16 protein-coding genes and 1 pseudogene are annotated in these 18739 nt (G+C 72.6%); 5 read left to right on the top strand and 12 right to left on the bottom strand.

What is annotated here, in order from left to right; all coding sequences use genetic code 11:
- Positions 1–21: 21 nt before the first annotated feature.
- The 3 genes and pseudogenes from ACZ3I3_RS11920 to ACZ3I3_RS11910 form a co-directional block, all read right to left on the bottom strand.
- On the bottom strand, positions 22–933 hold the full coding sequence (locus ACZ3I3_RS11920; protein WP_467364344.1) for an anti-sigma factor RsbA family regulatory protein: 912 nt from the start codon (positions 931–933) through the stop codon (positions 22–24).
- On the bottom strand, positions 930–2201 hold the full coding sequence (locus ACZ3I3_RS11915; protein WP_467364547.1) for a LuxR C-terminal-related transcriptional regulator: 1272 nt from the start codon (positions 2199–2201) through the stop codon (positions 930–932). Before ACZ3I3_RS11915 ends, ACZ3I3_RS11920 begins: the two co-directional genes overlap by 4 nt.
- A gap of 972 nt (positions 2202–3173) precedes the next feature.
- Positions 3174–4085, bottom strand: a pseudogene (locus ACZ3I3_RS11910) (ATP-binding protein); the annotation flags it as partial.
- Between the two features lie 263 nt (positions 4086–4348).
- On the opposite strand from ACZ3I3_RS11910, the gene ACZ3I3_RS11905 reads away from it, so the two are divergent.
- Positions 4349–5701: a M14 family metallopeptidase gene (locus ACZ3I3_RS11905; RefSeq protein WP_467364343.1), complete on the top strand. Its 1353-nt coding sequence runs from the start codon at positions 4349–4351 to the stop codon at positions 5699–5701.
- 12 nt (positions 5702–5713) lie between these two features.
- Here the strand turns inward: ACZ3I3_RS11905 and ACZ3I3_RS11900 are convergent, their stop codons facing one another.
- The 5 genes from ACZ3I3_RS11900 to ACZ3I3_RS11880 all read right to left on the bottom strand — a co-directional run bounded on the left by ACZ3I3_RS11900 (position 5714) and on the right by ACZ3I3_RS11880 (position 10073).
- Entirely contained in the window at positions 5714–6187 is a 474-nt protein-coding gene (locus ACZ3I3_RS11900) for a hypothetical protein (RefSeq protein WP_467364342.1), read from the bottom strand.
- Positions 6188–6289: 102 nt separating this feature from the next.
- Positions 6290–7768, bottom strand: a complete 1479-nt coding sequence (locus ACZ3I3_RS11895) for a GntP family permease (RefSeq protein ID WP_467364341.1) — start codon at positions 7766–7768, stop codon at positions 6290–6292.
- Between the two features lie 105 nt (positions 7769–7873).
- Positions 7874–8284 (bottom strand): RidA family protein, encoded by a 411-nt coding sequence (locus tag ACZ3I3_RS11890; protein WP_467364340.1) that lies wholly within the window; start codon positions 8282–8284, stop codon positions 7874–7876.
- On the bottom strand, positions 8281–9042 hold the full coding sequence (locus tag ACZ3I3_RS11885; protein ID WP_436727914.1) for an IclR family transcriptional regulator: 762 nt from the start codon (positions 9040–9042) through the stop codon (positions 8281–8283). Before ACZ3I3_RS11885 ends, ACZ3I3_RS11890 begins: the two co-directional genes overlap by 4 nt.
- Entirely contained in the window at positions 9039–10073 is a 1035-nt protein-coding gene (locus tag ACZ3I3_RS11880) for a sugar kinase (protein ID WP_467364339.1), read from the bottom strand. Before ACZ3I3_RS11880 ends, ACZ3I3_RS11885 begins: the two co-directional genes overlap by 4 nt.
- Positions 10074–10218: 145 nt before the next feature.
- Between ACZ3I3_RS11880 and ACZ3I3_RS11875 the strand changes: the two genes are divergently transcribed.
- Both ACZ3I3_RS11875 and ACZ3I3_RS11870 read left to right on the top strand, forming a co-directional pair.
- The gene (locus tag ACZ3I3_RS11875; RefSeq protein WP_467364338.1) at positions 10219–11496 is read left to right on the top strand and encodes an amino acid deaminase; all 1278 of its coding nucleotides are present in this window, start codon (positions 10219–10221) and stop codon (positions 11494–11496) included.
- A gap of 13 nt (positions 11497–11509) precedes the next feature.
- Positions 11510–13120: an N-acyl-D-amino-acid deacylase family protein gene (locus ACZ3I3_RS11870; protein WP_467364337.1), complete on the top strand. Its 1611-nt coding sequence runs from the start codon at positions 11510–11512 to the stop codon at positions 13118–13120.
- Positions 13121–13150: 30 nt separating this feature from the next.
- Here ACZ3I3_RS11870 and ACZ3I3_RS11865 read toward each other — a convergent pair whose 3' ends face one another.
- The 4 genes from ACZ3I3_RS11865 to ACZ3I3_RS11850 form a co-directional block, all read right to left on the bottom strand.
- The gene (locus tag ACZ3I3_RS11865; RefSeq protein WP_467364336.1) at positions 13151–14077 is read right to left on the bottom strand and encodes a S1 family peptidase; all 927 of its coding nucleotides are present in this window, start codon (positions 14075–14077) and stop codon (positions 13151–13153) included.
- A gap of 137 nt (positions 14078–14214) precedes the next feature.
- Positions 14215–14619: a MerR family transcriptional regulator gene (locus ACZ3I3_RS11860; protein ID WP_467364335.1), complete on the bottom strand. Its 405-nt coding sequence runs from the start codon at positions 14617–14619 to the stop codon at positions 14215–14217.
- A gap of 61 nt (positions 14620–14680) precedes the next feature.
- Positions 14681–15952 carry an MFS transporter gene (locus ACZ3I3_RS11855; protein ID WP_467364334.1) on the bottom strand — a complete coding sequence of 424 codons (1272 nt, stop codon included), beginning with the start codon at positions 15950–15952 and terminating at the stop codon, positions 14681–14683.
- 102 nt (positions 15953–16054) lie between these two features.
- Positions 16055–16792 (bottom strand): hypothetical protein, encoded by a 738-nt coding sequence (locus ACZ3I3_RS11850; RefSeq protein ID WP_467364333.1) that lies wholly within the window; start codon positions 16790–16792, stop codon positions 16055–16057.
- A 126-nt stretch (positions 16793–16918) separates the two neighbouring features.
- On the opposite strand from ACZ3I3_RS11850, the gene ACZ3I3_RS11845 reads away from it, so the two are divergent.
- Together ACZ3I3_RS11845 and ACZ3I3_RS11840 are read left to right on the top strand one after the other, a co-directional pair.
- On the top strand, positions 16919–18130 hold the full coding sequence (locus tag ACZ3I3_RS11845; protein WP_356927985.1) for a pyridoxal phosphate-dependent aminotransferase: 1212 nt from the start codon (positions 16919–16921) through the stop codon (positions 18128–18130).
- Between the two features lie 111 nt (positions 18131–18241).
- Positions 18242–18664 carry an SCO4983 family protein gene (locus ACZ3I3_RS11840; RefSeq protein ID WP_467364332.1) on the top strand — a complete coding sequence of 141 codons (423 nt, stop codon included), beginning with the start codon at positions 18242–18244 and terminating at the stop codon, positions 18662–18664.
- The last annotated feature ends 75 nt before the right edge of the window (positions 18665–18739 follow it).

Genomic DNA, 18739 nt, shown 5'->3' with positions numbered 1-18739 from the left:
CTGCTTGCGCAGGTGGGCGGGTTACGCGTACTGGAGGCGGACGGTGGCTCCCTGGGCGTCGTCACGGATGTCGACGTACGCGCAGACCTGCCGCGCGTACCACAGGCCAGGGCCGGGTTCCGGGCCGGTGGGCGGCGGCGGGACGAAGCCGGCGAGCGGGTCGCCGACGGGGCGGGACGACCGCAGTTCGCACACGCAGGCGGGTGCCTCGCCCCACAGCCAGGCCGTGCCGTCGAGGGGCGCCAGGGCCGCCGCGGTCTCCGCGACGGCCGCGGCGAACAGCTCGGCGTCGGCGGCGGGCAGCCCCCGTGCCTGCGCCCAGGCCTGCACGGCCGCGGCGTGCGGCTCCGCGAGCGGCTGCGCGTCCGCCGGGGGCAGCGGCAGCGGCACGGCGTCGAGTTCGGCCGCGAGTCGCACCGGTTCCTCGTACACCTCCGTGGCGGGGTGGGCGCGGCGGGCCGCCGCGACGACGGCGGGGCCGGCGGTGCGGGTGTCGTACGCGCACAGGGCGGTGGTGGCCATGGGCGCGAAGAGGAGGTTGGCGAGGGCCTCGTAGCGGATCCACTCGGTGGTCTCGCGGGCCGAGCGGCCGGCCCGGCCGCTCCAGACGGGCTCCATGAGGAGGTGGATCCTGCCCCCGGGACCGGCGTGGGCCGTCAGGTAGGAGGCGGCCTGGGCGACGGCGTTGGCGGCCGATCCGGTGTACCAGTCGGTGTGCGGGATGCAGGTGACGTCCTTGGCGTCCCCGCCGAGGGCGTCCCGCAGGAGGTCCAGGTTGCGGGGGTCGGCGATGGCCACGGGGGGTGGTTCCCCTGGCGCGGCGAGGCCTTCGCCGAGGAAGGGCAGGGCGGCGGCCACGAAGTCGTCGTCGGTGCCGAAGACGGCCATGCGGTGGTCGAACGCGGCGGGTGTGGGGGGCTGTCGGGTGGTCATGGGTTTCCCTCGGGGGTCGCGGTACGGGCGGGTCGGCGCTGGGCGGTCACCCAGGCGGCGATCTGGCTGCGGTTGCTGAAGCCGAGCTTGCTGAGGATGCGTTCCACATGGCCTTCGGCGGTGCGGCGGGCGATCACCAGACGGTCGGCGATCTGCTGGTTGGCGAGCCCTTCGGCGACGAGGCGGGCGACCTCGGTCTCGCGGCGGGTGAGACGGACCGGGGTGTCGTCGTGCGGGGCCCCGGACTCGCGGGGGTGCGGGTGGACCGGCTCCTGGAGCGCCTGGCCGACGAGTTCGGCGAGGCCGAGTCCGGCGCCGCGCCGGTGGGCCCGTTCGAACGCCTCCCGTCCCAGGGCCCGGCAGGCCCGCTCCTCGCTGTCCCGGCGTGCGGCGTTGAGGGTGCGCGCGCCCCAGCGGGCGGCGTCGATGTCCGCCCAGACCCGGTCGGCGCCGCCGAGCAGCACGGCCGCGTGCCGGTGGGCGCCGCGTTCGGTGGCGATCGACGCGAGCAGGTCGAGGGTGAGGGCGATGCCGATGACGTCGTGGACGGCGAGCTTCAGGCGCAGGGCCTCGCGGGCGTGCCGCTCGGCCCGGGCCCAGTCGCGGCGCACGCTGTGCGCGAGGGCGAGTATCCGCAGCACGTACGACCGTACCCACTGCTCGCCGTGCCGCTCGCACAGCCCGAGGGCCCGCTCGCACACCTCGACGGCCCGGTCGGCCTCGCCCAGGAAGCTCAGCACGCAGGCGAGTTCGACCTGGTCGAGGCCTACGACGCTGAGGTGCTGGCCGGGCACAGGGCCGCGGGCGACGGTGGTCTCGAAGTGCCGCAGCGCGCCGGGCAGGTCGTCGCCGAACAGCCTCAGGACGCCGATGACGTACTCGGCGTGGGCGGCCTCGGCGCCGTCGCCCAGGACCCGGGCTAGGGCGAGGGCGTCCTCGGCGTGGCGGCGGCCGCGGGGGAAGTCCTGGGTGGCGGCGGCGAGCAGCCCGGCGACCCAGAGGCCGCGGGCCCGTTCCGGGGTCGGCTCGGGGTTGGCGGCCAGGGCCCGGTCGAGCCAGTACAGGCCCTCGCGCGGGGCGCCGCAGGCGTGCCAGTAGAACCAGAGGGTGCCGGCGAGCCGCAGCCCTGCGCGGGCCTCGCCCGGGGTGGAGAGGCTGAAGTCGAGGGCGGCGCGCAGGTTGTCCCGGTCGGCGCGCAGCCGGGCGACGGTCTCCGGCTGCCCGGGCCCGAACCAGCCGCGCTCGCACTCCTCGACCCACCGCAGCATCCGGTCCCGCTGCCGCCGCCGGGCGGCGCCCTCCTCCCCGGCGGTCCGCCGCAACTGCTCCAGCCCGTACTGCCGCAGCGTGTCGAGCATCCGGTACCGCACCCCGCCGGGCCCCGGCTCCCGGCACAGCACGGACTTGTCGACGAGCCCGGCGACGGCGTCGAGCACGTCGTCGGCACGGAGGCCCTGGCCGGGCCGGGCAAGCCAGGTACCGGCCGCGTCCGCGGCCGGCGGGGATGCGGCGGGGCCTGCCGGGTCGGGCAGGGGCGGGGGCAGCATCGGACTGCCGGAGTAGGGCAGGGGCGGAAACGAGGCCGTGGCCCCGGGATGGGGCACGGACACGGGCCACGTCAGGCCGCCGAGCCGGGATAGCGGCATATCTCCCGGGCCCTGCACGGACGGGGGCAAGGGCGGGAACGAGGTCATGGCCCCGGGTTCGGGCACGGAGGGGGGCCGCGTCAGGCCGCCCGGGCCGCCGGAGTTGGACACGGACGGGGGCCGCATCTGGCCGCCGCCCGGGCCGGTCCCAGGGTCGGGCCCGGACGAAGACCGCATCGGGCCACCGCCCGGACCAGTGCCGGGGTCGGACAAGGACGGGGGCCGCATCGGGCCGCCGCCCGGACCAGTGCCGGGGTCGGACAAGGACGGGGGCCGCATCGGACCGCCGCCCGGGCCGGTGCCGGGGCTCGGGACGATCAAGGGCTCGGGGCGCATCACGGGCAACGGCACGGGCCCGCCTGCCGGAGCCGGCATGGGCGGCACCACGTTCCCCGGGTCGCCGTGGAGCGTGGGCAGCGTCGCCGTCCCCGCGAACACCGGGAGGGGCAGGGCCCGTTCACCGGAGCCGTCCGTGAACCGGGCGCCGCCCGACGACACATCGAGACGTGCCCCGCCCTGGACACCACCCGCGAACGCCCCGCCCGACAGGAGCGCCTCCGCCGGTGCCGGGCCCGTTCCCCGCCCGGCGTCGGGCTCCGCCGTGTCGTCCGCGCACACCGCCTCCGCCGTCGCCAGGTCGAAGCCGCCCGCCAGGACCGACAGCCGGGCCCACACGAGTTGCTCGGGGCCGGTGCACAGGTCGTGGCTCCAGGCGACCGCCGCGCGCAGGGTCTGGTGGCGGGGCAGGGCGGCGGGGCTGCCGGTGGTGAGGAAGCGGTAGCGGTCGTCGAGGCGGTCCAGGAGCTGGTCGACGTCGAGGACGCGCATCCGGACGGCGGCGAGTTCGATGGCGAGGGGGAGGCCGTCGAGGCGGTGGCACAGGCGGGCCACGGAGGCGCGGTTGTCCGGGGTGAGGCGGAAGCCGGGGACGACCGCGGCGGCCCGGTCGGCGAAGAGGGTGAGGGCCGGGTAGCCCTCGGCGGCGGAGAGGTCGCCGTCCGGGTCGGGCACCGGCAGGGGCCGCACCTCCAGCAGGTGCTCCTCGGTGAGGCCGAGCCGGTGCCGGCTGGTGGCGAGGACGCGGACGCCCTCGGTGCCGTGCAGCAGGGCGGCGGCGAGCTGCGCACACGCGCCCGCCAGATGCTCGCAGTTGTCGACGACGAGCAGCAACCGCCGGTCCCGGACCTGCTCGACGAGGGCGTCCAGCGGGGGCTGGGCGGAGTGGTCGTGCAGCCCCAGCGCGTCGGCGGCGGCGAGCGGCACGAGCGCCGGGTCGTGCAGCCCGGAGAGGTGCACGAAGCGCACGCCGTCCGGGAAGGCCCGCTGCACCCGGGCCGCGATGCGCGCGGCGAGCCGGGTCTTGCCGACGCCGCCCGGCCCGGTCAGCGTCACCAGCCGTGCGCGGGCCAGCAGCTCGCGGCCCTGGGTCAGTTCGCCACGCCGGTCGACGAAGCTGGTCGTCTCGACCGGCAGTTGGTGGTCCCGTCGTGGCGCTGATCCGCCCATGATCAGCCAGTCCTCTGGGGGTGTGGTCCGAGGGCCGACAGGCCCTAGCGCGGGTCCTCACTCTCCCCCGTTGCGTACATATATGCACGCTCGGGTCACACCCGTGGGTGTACTTCGACCAGGACAGCTCGACCGCCGCGCCGCCCGCGTACTATGCGCGACCGCTTTCCGTCTTGACCTGCTCATGCCATTGGCAGAACGATGTGCGCCACCCGCACCACGTACGTCGCACGGAACAACCCCACCTCCCACAAGGAGATTTCATGCGACTTCGCATACGAGGCTCCGGTGCCGGCACCGGCAGACGCACCGCCGCCCTCGCCGCCCTTCTCGCACTCGCCCTCGCGGCACCCTTGTCCGCGACGACCTCGGACGCCACCGCCGACAGCGTCCGCAAGGAGGCCCCCTCCGCCGACGACGTCCGGCAGTACGAGATCCACCTGCACGCGACGGCCGAGGACCGCACGGCACTCCAGCGCACCGGAGTGACCGTGGACGAGGCCCACGACCACGGTGTCGTCGTCTCCGGACGCGCGGACCAGATCAAGAAGCTGCGCGCGCTGGGCTACGAGGTCACCCCGCTCGGCGCGGTCCCCGACCGGTCCGCCGGCGAGGACGACGTCCGGGTCTTCGACTTCCCGTCCGCCGACTCGCGCTACCACAACTACGCGGAGATGACGAGCGAGATCAACTCGATCGTCGCGGCCAACCCGTCCATCGCGAGCCGGCGCGTGATCGGCAAGTCGTACCAGGGCCGGGACATCGTCGCCGTCAAGATCAGCGACAACGTCGGCAGCGACGAGTCCGAGCCGGAGGTGCTGTTCACGCACCACCAGCACGCCCGCGAGCACCTCACCGTCGAGATGGCGCTCTACCTGCTGCGCGAGCTGACCTCCGACTACGGCTCGGACTCGCGCGTCACCAGCCTGGTGAACAACCGTGAGATCTGGATCGTCCCGGACATCAACCCGGACGGCGGCGAGTACGACATCGCCACCGGGTCGTACCGCTCGTGGCGCAAGAACCGCCAGCCCAACAGCGGCAGTTCGTACGTCGGCACCGACCTCAACCGCAACTGGAACTACCGCTGGGGCTGCTGCGGCGGCTCCTCGGGCTCACCGTCCTCCGACACCTACCGGGGCCGGGCGGCGGAGTCGGCACCCGAGGTGAAGGTCGTCGCCGACTTCGTGCGCAGCCGGGTCGTCGGCGGGGTGCAGCAGATCAAGGCCGGCATCGACTTCCACACGTACAGCGAACTGGTGCTGTGGCCGTTCGGCTACACGTACTCCGACACGACGACCGGCATGACCGCGGACGACCACGCGGCGTTCAAGGCGGTCGGGCAGAAGATGGCCGCCAGCAACGGCTACACGGCGGAGCAGTCCAGCGACCTGTACATCACGGACGGCTCGATCGACGACTACCTCTGGGGCGCCCACAAGATCTTCGGGTACACGTTCGAGATGTATCCGAGGTCCGGCGGTGGCGGGTTCTACCCGCCCGACGAGGTGATCGAGCGGGAGACCTCCCGTAACCGGGACGCGGTGTTGCAACTCCTGGAGAACGCCGACTGCATGTACCGGGCCATCGGGAAGGAGACCCAGTACTGCCGGTAGCCGCCCGGCCGGTTACTCGGCGTCTTCGTCGAAGTAGGCGTCCAGTACCGCGTCCAACTGCTCGTCCCACTCCGTGAAACGGCTCCTGGCCGGCGCCTCGATCTCGATCGGGTACCAGCGCCGGTCAGGGGTGTGGACCGTGACGGTGTAGCGCTTGCCGAAGCGGGCGGTCTCCGTCTCGACCGCTCCGATCTCGTCCCAGCGGAACTCGCATTCCTGGTCGTCCAGGGACAGGCGTACGCCTCTGTGGTCGGCGACTATTCTCGCGCGGCGGTCGGAGGCCTCGAAGACGGGGCCGTCGGCATCGGCCTCCTCCGGCTCGGAGGGGGACGTCTGAGCCGTCTCCTCCTGCTCGGGGGCGGCCTCCTCGGCTTCCTCGGCCTCGGCGGCCTCCGGATCCTTCTCCGGCCCGTCGTCCTCCGTCCTTCCGGACGCGGGTGACGTGAGCCCGGGGATGAAGGCCGGGTCGAATCCGGCGCCCTTCACGGGCTCTGCCTTAAGGGGCTGGCTGCTCGAACCTATGCGCTGCTCCACAGCGGAGCAGTATGGTCGACGAACCTGTGCCGCACACAGTCGGCCCCCGCATCGTTACACGAAGATGCTCAACACCGCGGCCACCACGAACCCGACCACCGACAGCACACTCTCCAGCACGGTCCACGACTTGAGCGTGTCCCGTTCGCTGATGCCGAAGTACTTGGCGACCATCCAGAAGCCGCCGTCGTTGACGTGCGAGGCGAAGATGGAGCCGGCCGAGATCGCCATGATGACCAGGGCGACGAAGGCCTGGGAGTGGTTCCCCTCAGACAGCAGGGGCGCCACGATGCCCGCCGTCGTCACGATCGCCACCGTCGCCGAGCCCTGGGCGACGCGCAGCACCACGGAGATCAGGTACGACAGGACGAGCACTGGCAGGCCCACGTCGTTGAACGTGTCCGACAGGGCCTGGGCGACGCCGCTGGCCTTGAGGACGGCGCCGAAGATGCCGCCCGCGCCGACCACGAGCAGGATGTTGCCGACCGGCTTCAGGGACGCGGTCGACACCGTCTCCAGGGACTTGCGGGACCAGCCGCGCCGGATGCCGAGCAGGTAGTACGCGAGGAACAGGGCGAGGGTGAGCGCCACGAACGGGTTGCCGAAGAACTCGATCACCGAGCGGAGGGTGGAGGGGTCCAGGGCGATCGAGGAGAACGTCGCGGCCAGGATGAGGACGAGCGGGGTGCCGATGATGCCGAGGACCGTGCCGAGGGAGACGGGCTGCTCGCGCGGCTCCGTGCCGGCCGCCCGCTGCTCGTCGACGACGGCCTGCTTGGCCTCCTCGGCGGCCTCGACCATGTCCTGCGGCACGGCGACGAAGATGCGGCGGCCGATCCACGCGGAGTACGCCCATGCGGCCACGACGGCCGGCAGACCGCAGACGACGCCCATGAGGATGACCCAGCCGAGGTCGACGTGCAGGAGACCGGCCGCGGCGACCGGGCCCGGGTGCGGGGGCAGGAAGGCGTGGGTGACGGAGAGGCCCGCGAGCAGGGGCAGGCAGTAGAGCAGGATCGACTTGCCCGAGCGCTTGGCGGCGGCGTACACGATGGGCGCCAGGACGAAGATGCCGACGTCGAAGAAGACGGGGATGCCGAAGATCAGGCCGGTGAGGCCCATGGCGAGCGGGGCGCGCTTCTCGCCGAACATGCCGAGGAGGCGACCGGCCAGCACCTCGGCGCCACCGCTGACTTCGAGGATCGCGCCGAGCATGGTGCCCAGGCCGATGATGATGGCGACATGGCCGAGGATGCCGCCCATGCCGGACTCGATGGTGGAGACGGCGTCCGACTTCTGGACGGTGCCGAAGAGTTCGGTGACCGACAGCCCGGCCGCGAGGCCGACGGCTATGGAGACCGCGAGCAGGGCGACGAACGGCTGGAGTCTCATTCTGATGATGAGGAACAGCAGCAGCCCGATGCCGAGCGCGGCGGTGAGCAGGAGTCCGGCCGTACCGTCGACCAGGAGGAGCAGGCCTCCGGTGTGGGGTGGGGTCTCGGCGGGGGCGGACGCGGCGAGCGGATGGGACATTTGGGGGTCCTCTACGTAAATGCATTCAGCTTCTGGGTAGGGGGAAGCGCGACGCGGCGCATCGGGGGCGCCGCGCCTCACGGACGTGCGGGAGTGGGGGGTGGGTCAGCCCAGGACGGCCAGCGCGTCGATCTCGACGAGGAGACCCGCGGGCAGGCCGACGTAGACCGTCGTGCGCGCGGCGGGCGGCTGCGTGAGGCCCTGCTCCTCGAAGTACGCGTTGTAGATCTCGTTGAACTCGGCGAAGTGGGCCACGTCGGTGAGGTAGACGCGGATCATCATCGCGTCGTCCCAGCCGGCGCCGCCCTCTTCGAGGACGGACTTGACGTTGGCCAGGGTCTGGAGGGTCTGCTCGCGCAGGGTCGGCCCGGCGGGCGTGGGCGGCTTGCCCTCCTCCGCGGGCAGGAAGCCGACCTGTCCGGCGACCTGGAGGATGTTGCCCTTCTTCACACCGTGCGAGAACTTCGCCGGCGGGGTGGTGTGGGTCCGGGGGGTGAGCGCGGTCTTGTCCGTCATGTGGTGCCCTTCACTGGTGTTCTGCCGGAGTATTCGCCGCTGATGGCGTCCGCCGTACGGCGCACCAGCGGCAGGAGGGTGAGGAGTTCGTCGGCGGTGACGACGACATTCGGCGCGGAGACCGACATCGCGGCGACGACCCGGCCGTCGGCGCCGCGGATGGGCGCCGCGACGCAGTTGATGGACTCCTCGTGGCCGCCGAGGTCGGTGGCCCAGCCCTGTTCGCGCACCTTCTCCAGCTCGCGCAGGAACGCGGTGGCGTTGGGGGTCGAACGGGCCGTGTACGCGGGGTAGTCGAGCTTCTCCGCCACCGCCCGCCGCTCGTGCTCGGGCAGGTCGGCCAGCAGCAGCTTCGCGACCGCGGCGACGGTGATGGCGACGGGCTTGCCGATGCGCGAGTACATCCGCACCGGGTAGCGGCTCTCGACCTTGTCGATGTAGAGGACCTCGTTCTCCTCGTACACGGCGAGGTGCACGGTGTGTCCGCAGCTCTCGTTGAGGCGGACCAGGTGGGGATGGGCGATCTCGCGGACGTCGAGGTTCTCCATCGCTTCCTGGGCGAGCGCGAAGAGGCGGGCGCCGAGGCGGTAGCGCTGGTCGGACTGGCGGTAGACGAGGCCGTGCTCGTGGAGGGTGCGCAGCAGGCGCAGGGCCGTGGACTTGTGCACGCCGAGGCGGTCGGCGACCTGCCCCAGGTCGGCGGGGCCCTCGGCGAGCAGCGGCAGGATGCTGAGCGCGCGGTCGACGGTCTGGCTCATGGCGTACGTACCTCCTCGGGGGCCCGCTGTGTGTCATCGGTCCAGCCGGGGCCGAGTCGCAGTCTCCCCCATGCGGCGTCGTCCAGGGCGGCGAGGCGGTCGGCGTGCTCCCGGGCGGGCGGCGCGGCGAGGTCGCCGGGGGCGGTGAGCGCGGCGGCGGCCATCAGGTGCCCGTGCCGCAGCCGGTCCCGGACGGGCAGTCCGCGCAGGGTGGCGGAGAGGAACCCGGCGGCGAAGGCGTCCCCGGCGCCGACGGCGGCGACCACGTCGACCCGCGGGGCGGGCACGAAGGTGACGTCCCGCCGGTCGAAGACGGTGGCTCCCGCGGCGCCCTGCTTCACGACCAGCACCTCCGGTTCGGGGAGGGCGGCGCGGACGGCCTCGGCGCCGCGCAGCCCCCAGGCCTCGTCCTGCCCGACGAACACCAGGTCCGCGCCGCGCGCGAGGTCCCGCAGCACCTCGGGGGCGTCCGTGTCGCGCCACAGGCCGGGCCGGTGGTTGACGTCGAAGGAGACCAGGGGGCGACCGGGCCGGCGCGCGGTCAGCTCGCGCATCAGGTCCAGGCAGGTCCCGGACAGCGCGGCCGTGATCCCGGACAGGTGCAGCACGCGGCCGGCGCGGACCGCGTCCAGGTCCACGTTGTCGGACGACATGGCCGAGGCCGCCGATCCGGCCCGGTAGTACGCCACCTCGTGCGCGTCGGTGGCCCGGTCCCCGGCGGTGCGGAAGTAGATGCCGGTGGGGCGGGCGGGGTCGCGCCGGACGTGTGCCACGTCCACCCCGTACCCGCCGACGGCCTCGACCAGGTGGTCGCCGAACGGGTCGTCCCCCACCCGGCTGACCCACCGCACGGAGTGCCCGGCGGCGGCCAGCACGCACGCCGTGTTGGACTCGGCGCCGCCGATGCCCCGGTCGAAGGAGGGGACGTCGGCGAGCCGTCCCGGCCGGGACGGCAGGAACGTGACCATGGACTCGCCGAGCGCGACGACGTCCACGACGTCGGGGGCGTTGCAGGGTCCGGTGGGGGTCACGATGCTCGTAGCTCCTGGTTGCTCGGCGGGGGCGGCGGGTGCGGCCGCTTTCGTTGACCCCGGGTGGCCGAGATGTTAGACAGCGTTGAGCGATATACGCAATGAGTGTTGCATGCAGTGCAACACCCCTGATCAGGGAGGCTCCATGACAGCCGATACCGCCGCCGAGTCCCTCGCCCGGCTCGCCTCCGAGCGCGTCGACCACCGCTTCAAGGGCCTCCCGCCGGACGCCGACGGCCTGACCGTGGGCGAGCTGGCCGCCCAGCGCCGGAACCTGTTCACCGGCGGTTTCGCCACGCCCGTGCTCGCGCTGTCCGCCGAGCGCCTGGAGCACAACCTGAGACTCATGGAGACCTACGCGGACCGGCACGGCCTGGCCTTCGCTCCGCACGGCAAGACCTCCATGGCGCCGCAGCTGTTCCAACGGCAGATCGAGCACGGGGCGTGGGGCATCACGCTGGCGGTGCCGCATCAGGTGCGGGTGGCGCGCGCGTTCGGGACCCGGCGCGTGTTCCTGGCGAACGAGCTGGTCGACGCGGCGGCCCTGCGCTGGGTCTCCGCCGAGCTCGACGCCGATCCGGAGTTCCGGTTCGTCTGTTACGTCGACTCGGTGCGCGGGGTGGACCTGATGGACGCCGCGCTGGGCGAGGCCCGGCGCCCGCTGGACGTCGTCGTCGAACTCGCCGCCGGGGAGGGCGCCCGTACCGGTGTGCGTACGGAGGCGGAGTGCGCGGCGGTCGCGGACGCGGTGGCGGGCACGCGGACCCTGCGGCTCGTCGGCGTCGCGGGCTACGAGGGCGAGGTGCCGAAGGCCGACACGGAGCGGGTGACCGCCTGGCTGCGGCGGCTGGTCGCGCTGGCCGCCGACTTCGACAAGGCCGGACGGTTCTCCGGTGTGGACGAGATCGTCGTCAGCGCGGGCGGCAGCGCCTGGTTCGACGCGGTCGCCGACGTCTTCTCGGAGATCCCCGAACTCTCCCGGCCCGTCCTGAAGTTGCTGCGCTCGGGCGCCTACGTCTCGCACGACGACGGCCACTACCGCAAGCTGACCCCGTTCAACCGGGTGCCCGAGGAGGGCGCCCTGGAGCCGGCGTTCCGGCTGTGGACGCAGGTGGTGTCGCGGCCCACCACCGAGCAGGCCTTCGTCAACGCGGGCAAGCGGGACGCAGCCTACGACCTCGACCTGCCCTTCGCCCAGGTGATCCGCCGGGACGGCGCCGAGCGCCCGGCGACCGGCGTGTCGGTGACGGCCCTGTCCGACCAGCACGCCTGGCTGAGCACCACGCCGGAGGCGGATCTGGAGGTGGGCGACTGGGTCGGTCTGGGGCTGTCCCATCCGTGCACGTCGTTCGACAAGTGGCCGCTGATCCCGGTCGCCGAGGCGGACGGCACGGTCGTCGACTACGTCCGTACGTTCTTCTAGGAGGCGGGAAGCGATGGAAGAGCTGGTCATCCGGGACGCGGACGTCGTCGACGGCTCCGGCGCGGACTCCTACCGGGCCGATGTCGTGGTCGACGGCGGCCGGATCGTGTCCATCGTCAAGGAGGCCGCGGCGGCCGGCTGCCAGCGGCCGAAGGCACGCCGGGAGCTGGACGCCGAGGGCCTCGTGCTGTCGCCCGGCTTCGTCGACATGCACGCCCACAGCGACCTGGCCCTGCTGCGCGACCCCGACCACAGCGCCAAGGCCGCGCAGGGCGTCACGCTGGAGGTCATCGGCCAGGACGGGCTGTCGTACGCGCCGGTCGACGACCGCACGCTCGGCGAGGTGCGCCGGGCGATCGCCGGGTGGAACGGCTCCGGCGACGACATCGACTTCGACTGGCGGACGGTGGGCGAGTACCTCGACCGCCTGGACCGCGGGATCGCCGTGAACGCGGCCTATCTCATCCCCCAGGGCACGGTCCGCGCGCTCGCCGTCGGCTGGGAGGACCGGGAGGCGACCCCGCGGGAGCTGGACCGGATGCGGCAGCTGGTCGCCGAGGGCATGGAACAGGGCGCCGTCGGCATGTCGTCGGGGCTGACGTACACGCCCGGCATGTACGCGAAGGACGCCGAACTGACCGAGCTGTGCCGGGTGGTGGCGGCGTACGGCGGCTACTACTGCCCGCACCACCGCTCCTACGGCGCGGGCGCCCTGGAGGCGTACGAGGAGATGGTCGCGCTGACCCGGGAGGCGGGCTGCTCCCTGCATCTCGCCCACGCCACGATGAACTTCGGCGTGAACAAGGGCCGGGCGCCCGAGCTGCTGGCCCTGCTGGACGAGACGCTGGCGGACGGGGCGGACATCAGCCTCGACACCTACCCCTACACCCCGGGCTGTACGACGCTGGCGGCCATGCTGCCGAGCTGGGCGAGCGAGGGCGGCCCCGAGCGGGTCGTCGAGCGGCTGGCGGACGAGGAGACGGCCGAGCGGATCCGCCACGATCTGGAGGTCACCGGCTCGGACGGCTGCCACGGCGTGCCCATCGAGTGGGACACGATCGAGATCTCCGGCGTGGGCGACCCGGCCCTGGCCGATTACGTCGGCCGTACGGTCCAGGAGTCGGCGGACGTGCGGGGCGAGGCCCCCTGGGTGACCGCGCGCGGGCTGCTGCTGGCCGACCGGCTGGCGCCGACGATCCTCCAGCACGTCGGCCACGAGGAGAACGTCCGGGCGATCATGCGCCACCGCGTGCACACCGGCGGCTCGGACGGCATCCTCCAGGGCGCCAAGCCGCACCCGCGCGCGTACGGCACGTTCCCGCACTACCTCGGCCATTACGTGCGGGAGTTGGGAGTGCTGTCGCTGGAGGAGTGCGTCGCGCACCTCACCTCACGCCCGGCGGCCCGGCTGCGGCTGCCGGACCGGGGTCTGGTGCGCGAGGGGTACGTCGCCGACCTGGTCCTCTTCGACCCGGCGACGGTCGCGGCGGGGTCGAGCTTCGCCGAGCCGCGCGTGCTGCCGACGGGCATCCCGTACGTGCTGGTCGGCGGGCGGTTCGTGATCGAGGACGGGCGTCGCACGGACGCCCTGGCGGGCCGGGCGGTCCGCAGGACTCCCGCGTGACCGCCCGACCCGACGGGACCTGCCCCGGCCTTACGGCTTGGGCAGGGTGCAGCCGCTCGCGCTCAGGTCGAGCTTGTTGTCGATGCCGAAGCAGGACGGGATCTGGTAGGTCTGCTGGGCGTAGTTGATGCCCTTGCGGACGGTCACGTTGCCGCTCTTGTCGACCTCACAGGGGTTGTTCACCGTGCAGCGCTCGCCGTCCTCGTTGCCGGTGTTGTTGATGGCGACGACCTTGCCGGTGGCCTGGTCGACGACGGGCGAGCCGGACGTGCCGCCGATGGTGTTGCAGGCGGAGGTGTAACGGACCGAGTCCTTCCAGGTCCAGTCGCCTTCCTTCAGGGTGTGCGCGAACCCGTCGATGTCGCAGCTGTAGATCCGCTTCCAATAGCCGGAGGGGATGCTGATGGCGGTGCCGGCGACCGGGTGGGTGTCGTTCAGCGTCAGCGGGCTGATGCCGTACGAGCTCTTGATCTGCCCGTAGCTGGTGGTGAGTTGGTAGAACGCGACGTCCGTGTCGGTCATCGTGGCGTACGCGAGCTTGGCGGCGCGCAGGGTCGCCACGCGCGAGCCGGAGGCGTTGAGCAGGCTGAAGGTGCGGCTGGACGCCTTGTCGACCTGGACCTCGCCGGGGCCGGGGAAGCCGGACTCCAGGCAGTGTCCGTTCGTCATCACCAGCGCCGGGTCGTCGGCCTCGGAGTCCGGCATGCGGACGACGGAGCCGGAGCAGTTGCTGAGCGCGACCGTGCCGGCGAAGTTCACGCCCTTGGGCGCGGGGTTGGTGAGCCCGGACACGGTCTCCGCTGCGGACGTGACCACGTCCGAGACGGCGGACGTGACCGCGCCCGTGTCCGCGGCCTTGCCGACGCCCGTGGGGGCGGCATCGGCAGCGGTCGCGGGAGCCGCGCCGGCCCCGGCTATCGCCAGGGCGCAGAACGCGGCTGCGAGAGGTTTTCTCATGGGGGGTCCCCTCTTGCGACGGAGGCGGCCGGAAAACTTCCGGCCGCCTGCACTGTTGTCATGCGCATTGTGATCGCCGCAAGGCGGATGGGGCAAGGAGTTGTTTCGCGCGGGGGACCTGCCCGTCCGGCCCGACCCTACTCAACGGCCCTGGCGGCCGGATCACTTGGGTCCCTCGGTGCCGCCGGGCGGATGTCGGACAGACGGTCGAGGAGCTGCTCGCGGACGGCGACGAGGCCATCGATGCGCTGCTGGAGAAGGGCGAGGCGCTGCTCGAAGACGTCGATCTTGGGAGTCGGGTCGGCGCAGGCATGGTCCCCGACCAGCTCGTCACGCAGGCAGTCGTCGAGGAGACGCAGGTCGTCCGTGGTCAGCCCGGCGGCCAGGAACAGCCGGATGTTCTCGACGACGCGTACGGCGCTGTCCGGGTAACTGCGGTAGCCATTGAGGGAACGGTCGGGTCGCAGCAGGCCCTGTTCCTCGTAGTAGCGCAGCGCCCGGGTCGTGACACCGGTGACACGGGCGAGTTCCCCGATGCGCATCCTGCTCCCTCCTGATCCACGCGGTCGGGAGGGAGCGTAAACCTTGCCGTCTACGTGAAGGTCAAACCGGGGGGTGAGCGCTGCCGACGCGGCGCCGCGGGGCGTCCTGCTCGGTGTCACCGAGTGCTTCCCCTCGTCGGCCGGCCCGGTGTTCGGCACAGACGATGACCAGTGCCAGGACTGCGATCAGCCCGCCGAGGAGAGGAAGCCGGCTCAGGTCCGCGCCGCCGGCGATGGCTTCTCCGCCCGCCCAGCCGCCCGCGGCGATGCCCAGGTTGAACGCGGAGCTCTGCACGGTCAGGGCCAGAGTCCGTGCCCGGCGCGAAGCCACGTTCAGCATGCGGGTGTTCACCGCCGGGATGACGGCGTAGTAGGCGGCGCCGAAGAGGAAGAGGAACAGTACGGCGAGCGGCTTGACGGTGACCGTCGTTCCCAGGAGCAGCAAGGAGCCTGCGAGCGCCGCCACGGCCAGGCACGCTGCCCCGGTCACGGACCGGTCGGTGAGCTTGCCGCCGAGGAGGTTGCCGACCGTGCCGCCGATCCCGAAGAGCAGCAGCAGGATCGTCACGCTGGAAGGAGTGAAGCCCACGGCGCCGGTGAGCAGCGGCGTGATGTAGGTGTAGGCGGTGAATGCGGCGGCGGCGGTCAGCGTGGTGACCACGACGACTGCCTGGACCCGGCGTTCGGCGAGCACGCGGATCTCCGCGGTGCGGTTCGCCGCTGCGCCGGGCTCCTCGGCGGCAGGCGTCCTCTTGGCCAGGGTGAGCACCGGACCGGTGGCGGCGAGGGCGAGCAGGGCTACGGCGGCGAAGGGGGCCCGCCAGGAGAGCCACTGGCCCAGCGCCGTCCCGATCGGCAGGCCCAGGAGCATGGCGAGGCTGAGCCCCAGGGACACCCGGGCCACCGCGGTGCCGCGCTTGTGGGCGGGCACCGCGTCGGCTGCGAGGCCGAAGAACAGCGGCATCAGAGCCGAGTGTGCGAGGGCGGCCGCGATCCTCCCGATGGTCATGACGGCGAACGACGAGGTCAGCGCGGACAGGGCAGTGCCCAGCACGAACAGCGGCAGCAGCACGCCCAACAATCGGCTGCGGCGCGCGGTCGTCGTGGTCAGAGCCAGTACCGGGCCTCCCACGACCACGGTCAGCGCAAACATGCTGACGAGCAGGCCGGCGGTGGACAACGAGATGTCGGCAGCCGCCGCGAGGTCCGGCAGTATTCCGGCGATCATGATCTCGCCGGTCCCGAGCGTGAACGCGCACAAGGTCAGGATGGTCAGCGCCCACGCCGATCCGCTGTGTGCGGGACGGCCGGCGTCGTGTTCCGAACGATTCATGGCGCCACCCTCGACGTTCACGTCGGCGTGAACGTCAAGCCGGCGGCTTCGGCGGACAGGAGCGCGGGACCAGAGCGGTGGTGACAGGGCCGTGGAGACCGACTACTTGGGGCCCTTCGTGCCGCCGGGACCGTGCCTGGGCTTTCCGTCGGCCCGGCCGGGGGGCGTGGCGGTGGCGGCGGGAGCGGACGTGGTCGGGGTGCTGTCCGTGGAGATGCCGGCCGAGGGACTCTCGGTGTCCGGCCCAGGCTCGGACGGGGTGGGGTCCCCCTCCGTGGATGGGCTCGCGGACGCGGCGCCGGACGGCTCGTCAGGATCCTCCGGGGCGCCGACGAGCGGGGTCGCGGGGGTCGGTGTCCGGCCGCCACCGCTGGAGGGCGCCGTCGGCGACTCCCCCGCCGACGATCCCGTCCGGCCGCCCCCGCCATGGTCCGCACCGCCCTCGCGCGCCCCGCCGGAGGGCCCGTCGGAGAAGCCGAGACCGGCGATCAGCGCGACCGCCGACACGGCGCCCACGGCCCCGACGGCGACCGCCACCCGGCGGGCACGCCACGGCGCCCGTCTCCGGCGGGAGTGGCGGCCCCCACCGGCAGGGCCGTGCACCGGCCCCGGCACCGGCGGCAGCTCGCGCGTGTCGCCCATGTCCCGCGTCTCGCCGGTGCCGCGCGCGGCGTCCTGGCCGTCCATGGGGTCGTACACGTCCTGCCAACCGTGCGCCGCCGCCGGATCGGCGTACGCGTCGTAGGGCGGTGGCGGGTCGGCCTGCGGCAGGTACACGTTCGGCGGCCCCTGGGGGGCGCCGCCCGTCGCTCCGTCGGCGTACTCGGATGGCCTGGACATGGCGGCGCATTCTAGGCACCGAAGGTGCTGGTGGGACAGCGCGCGGCGATATCCACCCAAAGCGACGCGTCTCACGTGGCGGAAAACACGACCCGTGGCGCATTACCGCGCCGTAAGCTCCCAGACATGCAGGTGATCCAGTCGACCAAGCTCGCCAACGTCTGTTACGAGATCCGGGGCCCGGTGCTCGAGGAGGCGATGCGGCTGGAAGCCGCCGGTCACCGCATCCTCAAGCTGAACACCGGCAACCCGGCCGCGTTCGGCTTCGAGTGTCCGCCCGAGATCCTGGAGGACATCCTCCGGAACGTGTCCTCCGCACATGGGTACGGAGACGCCAAGGGCCTGCTGGCCGCCCGCCGCGCGGTCGTCATGCACAACCAGACCCTCGGCATCGAGACCGACGTCGAGCACGTCTTCATCGGCAACGGCGTCTCCGAGCTGATCGTCATGGCGATGCAGGGCCTGCTGGACGACGGGGACGAGGTGCTCGTGCCCGCCCCGGACTATCCGCTGTGGACCGCCGCCGTCTCCCTGTCCGGCGGCACCGCCGTGCACTACCGGTGCGACGAGCAGGCCGACTGGATGCCGGACCTGGCCGACATCGAGCGCAAGGTCACCGACCGCACCAAGGCGCTCGTGATCATCAACCCCAACAACCCGACCGGGGCCGTCTACGACGAGGCGATGATCAAGGGGCTCACCGACATCGCCCGCCGCCACAACCTGCTGATCTGCTCGGACGAGATCTACGACAAGATCCTCTACGACGGTGCCGCGCACACCCCGACCGCCGCCGTCGCCCCCGACCTGCTGACCCTCACCTTCAACGGCATGTCGAAGGCGTACCGGGTGGCCGGCTACCGGGTCGGCTGGATGTCGATCTCCGGGCCCCGCGCGCACGCCGACTCCTACATCGAGGGCCTGACGATCCTGGCGAACATGCGCCTGTGCGCGAACATGCCGGGACAGCACGGCGTCGTCGCGGCGCTCAGCGGACGCCAGACGATCAACGACCTGGTGCTGCCGGGCGGCCGGCTGCGCGAGCAGCGGGACGTCGCCTACGAGCTGCTGACCCAGATCCCGGGCGTGACGTGCGTGAAGCCGAAGGGGGCGCTGTATCTCTTCCCGCGCCTGGATCCCAAGGTCTTCAAGATCAAGGACGACCGGCGGATGGTCCTGGACCTGCTCCGGCGCGAGAAGATCATGGTCGTCCAGGGCACCGGCTTCAACTGGCCGGAGCCGGACCACTTCCGCGTGGTTACCCTGCCGACGGTCGGCGACCTGCGGGACGCGGTGGGCCGGATCGGGCACTTCCTGGACGGCTACAGCCAGGCCTGACCGGACACCTCGCTCACGGTACGTGTACGGCCAGTCCGGAATTGCGAACAACTCAACTTTAGACGAAATCTAAGCTAGGATGGCTTCCTGTAAGCACACAGGAGGCCTTCCATGTACGAACCGATCCGCACCAAGTCGGTCCACAGCACGGTGGACGGCCCCGCCCCCGACTTTCCCCACCGCTCCCGCGAGGAAGAGCTGGACATCCAGCTCGCGGGCCATCTCGCCGCCCTGCTCGCCGTCACGGACGAGCTGCGGGCAGCGAAGAGCTCGACCGACCTGGACACCGCGGCGGAGCGGCTCGCGGAGCAGGTGAGCCGGCTGCGGGGAGGACGTACGCCGGTCCGCGCACCGATGAGCGGCACCCGGCGCGAGCGCGGCGTGACGGCCCTGCACCGGCGGGCGCACGCGCTGGCGGGCCGCGCGCTGGTCGTCGCCGCCTCCCGCGCCGACACGGCGGCCGCGATCCTGGCCGCCGAGCGCATGGACGCCCACACGGCGGCCCTGGAGCCCCGCGAACTCGCGTCCCGCTGAGCCCTGCCGGGCTCCCCTTGACGGCCCCGGTCCGCGCGCACCCGCAGCGACGCGCGGACCGGGCGCCACTGACCC

It is taken from the genome of Streptomyces sp. NPDC016851 (genome assembly GCF_055562795.1).
This window is presented reverse-complemented; position numbering and strand designations above follow the sequence as displayed.

Excerpts from the sequence above, each read along its gene's own strand:
- ACZ3I3_RS11905 (WP_467364343.1), top strand. The coding sequence starts at position 4,349 with ATGCGACTTCGCATACGAGGCTCCGGTGCCGGCACCGGCAGACGCACC.
- ACZ3I3_RS11860 (WP_467364335.1), bottom strand. The coding sequence starts at position 14,619 with ATGCGCATCGGGGAACTCGCCCGTGTCACCGGTGTCACGACCCGGGCG.
- ACZ3I3_RS11915 (WP_467364547.1), bottom strand. The coding sequence starts at position 2,201 with ATGCTGCGGTGGGTCGAGGAGTGCGAGCGCGGCTGGTTCGGGCCCGGG.
- ACZ3I3_RS11840 (WP_467364332.1), top strand. The coding sequence starts at position 18,242 with ATGTACGAACCGATCCGCACCAAGTCGGTCCACAGCACGGTGGACGGC.
- ACZ3I3_RS11920 (WP_467364344.1), bottom strand. The coding sequence starts at position 933 with ATGACCACCCGACAGCCCCCCACACCCGCCGCGTTCGACCACCGCATG.
- ACZ3I3_RS11870 (WP_467364337.1), top strand. The coding sequence starts at position 11,510 with ATGGAAGAGCTGGTCATCCGGGACGCGGACGTCGTCGACGGCTCCGGC.
- ACZ3I3_RS11895 (WP_467364341.1), bottom strand. The coding sequence starts at position 7,768 with ATGTCCCATCCGCTCGCCGCGTCCGCCCCCGCCGAGACCCCACCCCAC.
- ACZ3I3_RS11850 (WP_467364333.1), bottom strand. The coding sequence starts at position 16,792 with ATGTCCAGGCCATCCGAGTACGCCGACGGAGCGACGGGCGGCGCCCCC.
- ACZ3I3_RS11875 (WP_467364338.1), top strand. The coding sequence starts at position 10,219 with ATGACAGCCGATACCGCCGCCGAGTCCCTCGCCCGGCTCGCCTCCGAG.
- ACZ3I3_RS11890 (WP_467364340.1), bottom strand. The coding sequence starts at position 8,284 with ATGACGGACAAGACCGCGCTCACCCCCCGGACCCACACCACCCCGCCG.
- ACZ3I3_RS11885 (WP_436727914.1), bottom strand. The coding sequence starts at position 9,042 with ATGAGCCAGACCGTCGACCGCGCGCTCAGCATCCTGCCGCTGCTCGCC.
- ACZ3I3_RS11845 (WP_356927985.1), top strand. The coding sequence starts at position 16,919 with ATGCAGGTGATCCAGTCGACCAAGCTCGCCAACGTCTGTTACGAGATC.
- ACZ3I3_RS11865 (WP_467364336.1), bottom strand. The coding sequence starts at position 14,077 with ATGAGAAAACCTCTCGCAGCCGCGTTCTGCGCCCTGGCGATAGCCGGG.
- ACZ3I3_RS11855 (WP_467364334.1), bottom strand. The coding sequence starts at position 15,952 with ATGAATCGTTCGGAACACGACGCCGGCCGTCCCGCACACAGCGGATCG.